Here is a 4,885-nt window from a genome sequence, read left to right as displayed (position 1 = left end):
GAGCAGCCCGGTAGCTCGTCAGGCTCATAACCTGAAGGCCGCAGGTTCAAATCCTGCCCCCGCAACCATACGTAAGCGTCTGATAAGACAGAGAAAAAGCCACCCCAACGGGTGGCTTTTTTTGTGCCCAAAACGCGGCGCAGGATGCGTATAGGATGCAAATGGGAGTGAAACTCCAGCGTAGGTTGCGCCTAAAACAGGCGATGTCACGATGTCGTGAGATTTATCGGCGCCCTTATTGATCAGTGGAAATTGCGCGATCTGACGACGATACGCTCGTCGGCGGAAGCGCTGGCATGGGGGCTCTCCGTAGAGGAGCGATTACCGACGTCCGCGAGCAGCCCGGAAAGGTCGGTGATCTCTTTTGCCACCAGATGCACAACGTCGCCTTCCTTCTGGAGCATGCCTGTCACCGCCAGCATCTGTCCGCCAAGCACGACACGCCGGTTCGCATCGAACATATCCGGCCAGATGATGACGTTCATATTTGCCGTCTCGTCCTCCAGCGTCATGAACACCACGCCTTCTGCCGATCCGGGTCGCTGCCGGACCAGAACCAGCCCCGCCACGGTGAGACGCTTCCCATCCTTTGTCGCCAATGCCTGCCGACAGGACATGATGTCCCTTGCCCGGAGATCCTCGCGTAGAAAGGTCAGCGGATGATCCCGCAGGGTAAGGCCAAGCCGGTTGTAATCCCGCACCACCTCGGCCCCGTCGCGCATGGGTTGCAGCAGCACATCCGGTTCTTCAGCTTCCCGTGTCACCCGCGCTGCGGCAAACAGAGGCAGCGGTTCGTCCCGTAGCGCCTTGATCCCCCACAGCGCCTCGCGCCGTGCCAGCCCGAGCGAGGGCCGGAAAGCGTCGGCTTCCGCGAGATGGGTCAGGGCTGCCGACTTCACGCCAGCCCGACGCCACAGATCATCGATCGAGGTAAACGGGCGTGAGGCTCGCGCGGCAACAATCCGGGCTGCATCGTCGTTGGCTAGTCCCTTCACCAGACTCATGCCAAGCCGCACGGCAAATCGGCCATTGGAGCTTTCCGGGCCTTCCAGCGTGCTGTCCCAGCGCGAGGCATTGACGCAAACGGGCCGGATTTCCACGCCATGTTCCCGCGCATCACGGACCAGTTGTGCCGGCGCATAGAATCCCATCGGCTGGGAATTCAGGAGGGAGGCCAGAAACACATCTGGATGGGTGCATTTCATCCATGAGGATGAATAGGCCAGAATGGCGAAACTCGCCGCATGGCTCTCGGGAAAACCGTAGGAACCGAAGCCTTCCAATTGCTGGTAGATCCGCTCGGCGAATTCCTCATCATACCCATTGGCGCGCATGCCATTGATCAGGCGTGTCTGAAACTGCGAGACCGTGCCGGTATTTTTGAACGTCGCCATGGCCCGACGCAACTGATCGGCCTCTGCGGCTGTAAACCCCGCACAGATCATGGCGACCTGCATCGCCTGTTCCTGAAACAACGGGATCCCGAGTGTCTTTTTCAGAACCTTTTCCAGTTCCGGGGTAGGATAGTTTTCCGGCTCGATCCCCTCACGGCGACGCAGATAGGGATGCACCATATCCCCCTGAATGGGGCCTGGACGCACGATCGCGACCTCAATGACGAGATCATAGAACACACGCGGTTTGAGCCGTGGCAGCATGGACATCTGGGCGCGGGATTCAATCTGGAACACGCCGATGGTGTCAGCCTTGCGGATCATGGCGTAGGTGCGCGGATCTTCGGCCGGAATGCTCTGGAGCGTGAAGTGCTGGCCCTTGTGTTCCGCCAGCAGATCCAGCCCCTTTTTCATGCAGGTCAGCATGCCGAGCGCCAGGATATCGACCTTCATGAATTTCAGAACGTCGATATCATCCTTGTCCCATTCGATGATCTGACGCTGCTCCATAGAGGCGGGCTCAATCGGCACCAGTTCATCCAGCCGGTCATGCGTCAGCACGAAGCCGCCGGGATGCTGTGACAGGTGGCGTGGCACGCCGATCAGGCAACGTGCCAAGTCGAGTGTCAGGCGAATGCGCCGGTCGGACAGGTCAATACCCGTCTCATTCAGGGCCTCATCATCCAGTTTGCGCCCCCAGCCCCAGATCTGACCTGACAGCGTGCGGATCAGGTCTTCGGGGAGGCCCATCACCTTGCCAACGTCCCGGAGTGCTCCCTTGGCGCGATAACGGATCACCACCGCCGTCAGTGCCGCCCGGTCACGCCCGTAATGCTCATAGACCCACTGGATGACCTGTTCACGTCGCGCATGCTCGAAATCCACGTCGATATCCGGTGGCTCGCCCCGCTCCTCGGAGACGAAGCGTTCGAACAGCAACGAGTTGCGGGCCGGATCGATGGCAGTAATGCCGAGCACGTAGCAAACGGCAGAATTGGCAGCCGAGCCACGGCCTTGGCAGAGAATGTCCTGGGAGCGGGCATAGCGGACGATGCTGTTCACGGTCAGGAAATACGGTGCGTAGTTCATCCGCCCGATCAGTCCGAGTTCATGGCGGAGCGTTTCCGCCACGTCATCCGGTACGCCATCCGGATAGACGGAACGGGCGCCCTCCCAAGTCAGCGCCTCCAGCGCCTGCTGGGGTGTCTGGCCAGGTACGGAGACTTCATCAGGATACTGGTAGGCCAGATCATCGAGCGAGAAGCGGCAGCGCTCCACGATGTCCATGGTGCGAGCCACCGCTTCCGTGTAACGGCTGAACAGCCGGGCCATTTCCTGTGGCGGTTTGAGATAGCGATCGGCATGACGTTCGCGGACAAACCCCGCCTCGTCGATGGTGGTGTTGTGGCGGATGCAGGTGACGACATCCTGCAGGATGCGACGGTCATGGGTGTGGAACAGTGCGTCGTTGGTTACAACGGTTGGGACACGGGCCTGATGGGCAAGGTTCGCCAGCTCATACAACCGCATCTGGTCATTGGGGCGGCGCAGCAGTGTCAGCGCCATATAGGCGCGGTCAGCAAAGGCGTTTTTTAGCTTGCGCAGGTGCAGGGCGCAGGCATCGTCTGCCGTGTCCGGGATCATGACGACGGTCTGGCCTTCGCCCCAGGCGATCAAGTCATCCCAGAGAAGATGACACTTTCCCTTTCCGGCCCGTGCCTTGCCAACGGTGAGCAGACGACACAGCCTACCATAGGCGGCCCGGTCCGTAGGGTAGACCAATACCGGCGGGAAATCGGCCAGGTCGAGGCGACAGCCCACGACAAGCCGGAGCCCGACCTGCTTTGCCGCTCCATGCGCCTGCACCATTCCTGCCAGGGAATTCCGGTCGCAGATCCCGAGCGCTTCGATACCCAGCGCCCTGGCCTGTTCGAACAGTTCGATCGGCGAGGAGGCTCCACGCAGGAACGAGAAATAGGTCGTGACCTGCAGTTCGGCGTAGCGTGGTACCGAGATGCTCACCCGAAGATCCCATGCAGGAACCAGCCCTGCGAGCCGGTCTCGCCATGCTCGCCATCACCCGCCCGGTAGAGCCAGAAACGCTCGCCGCTGGTATCCTCTATCCGGAAGTAATCGCGGGCGATGGTCAGTTCCGCGTCATTCTTCCACCATTCGCCAAAAACACGCTCCGGCCCGTCGGCGCATTTCACCTTCCGCCGCACGCCGCGCCAGATGAAGAACAGCGGCGGCTGGTCCGGCAGTTCCGCCATGGCCTGCACCGGCTCGGGTCGCGCCAGCAGGCGTGTGGGCCGTGGCCAGTGCTCCGGCCAGTCCTTCGTCTCCTCGGGCGCCAGCGCAGGCACACGGCAGAAGGAGCGTTCGGGCAGGTCGCTTTCCACCGGGGCAAAGCGATAGAGCGCCTGCATGCCGACACGGTTGGCCAGCGTGTCGATCAGGTCGGACACATCGGCTTCTTCCTCGGCGATCAGGGAGGACACGGTCTGACGCCGGTCCATCGGTTCGGCCAGCGAGGCAATCAGCACCATGCGCTCAATGCCGAACCCTGGATCGATGGTTTCGATCTTCTCGCACAGCAGTCGGGTCAGGCGTTTGACGTCCCGCACCGGCATGGCCGTCGCCACGCGGATCGCCTCGGTGCGGCTGTCCACGCGATGCAGCAGCAGGTCGAGACGCCGCACGCCCTGTCCACGCTCGTCCAGCCCCTGGCAGAGCAGCGGCACCAGCCTGCCGATATAACGGGCAATGGTCTCCGCCGCGCCGATGGGCTCGGCGAAATTCCGGCTGACCTCGACCGGATCGACCGGGCGGACTGGCACGATGGCTTCACCAATACGCCCGAAAGCCTGATCCAGCCTGCGAGCTACATCCGGCCCGAACCGCAGCGCCAGAGGGGCGCGGGGCATGGCGGCAAGTGGTCCGATGCGGGATACGCCCAGCGTGGCCAGTCCGTCGATGATCGGGTCCGGCAGGCGCAGCGCTTCAACCGGAAGATCGGCCAATACAGAAGCGGTGTTACCCGGCGGCACAACGGCAATCGGCACCCTACCATAGCGGGCGATGGCGTGCGCAGCGCCCCAGGTGTCCGCCACCACGGCCGTTGCCCGGAAACCGGCTCCCGCCATGCGGTGAACCATGTCCTTGAGCATGGGAAGTTCGCCACCATGCAGGTGATCCGCCCCGGTCGTGTCCAGTACCAGCCCGTCCGGGGCATCGACCGCCACAATGGGCGCGACCCTGTGCTGGAACCACAGGGCGAGTTTTTCCAGCCCCAGCCGGTCGCCTTCGGGATCGGCGTCCATCAGCACCAGATCGGGATAGAGCGCCTGGGCCTTGGCCACCGGCGTGCCGGGGCGCAGCCCCAGCTTGCGGGCGGCCAGATCAACAGACAGTAGAACCCGGCGTCGTCCTTCCCGTCCGACAAGGGCCAGCGGCGTTTCAGGCGCGGGCGCGTCTGGTCCAAGTCGTTTCCT

General features: G+C 62.6%; 2 protein-coding genes. Both read right to left on the bottom strand.

From position 1 onward, the window contains the following. Positions 1-242 precede the first annotated feature (242 nt). Complete coding sequence (locus HK23_RS13650) at positions 243-3,416, bottom strand: error-prone DNA polymerase (RefSeq protein ID WP_179193917.1); 3,174 nt, start codon at positions 3,414-3,416, stop codon at positions 243-245. Beyond that, positions 3,413-4,885, bottom strand: a 1,473-nt coding sequence (locus tag HK23_RS13645) for a DUF6504 family protein (protein ID WP_475638742.1), incomplete at its 5' end; no start/stop codon positions are given. The genes HK23_RS13650 and HK23_RS13645, both read right to left, overlap by 4 nt.

This window comes from Acetobacter malorum, from assembly GCF_002153605.1.
Taxonomy (GTDB): domain Bacteria; phylum Pseudomonadota; class Alphaproteobacteria; order Acetobacterales; family Acetobacteraceae; genus Acetobacter; species Acetobacter malorum_A.
Note: the sequence above shows the minus strand (reverse complement) of the source record. Positions and strands in the feature narration are given on the sequence as shown.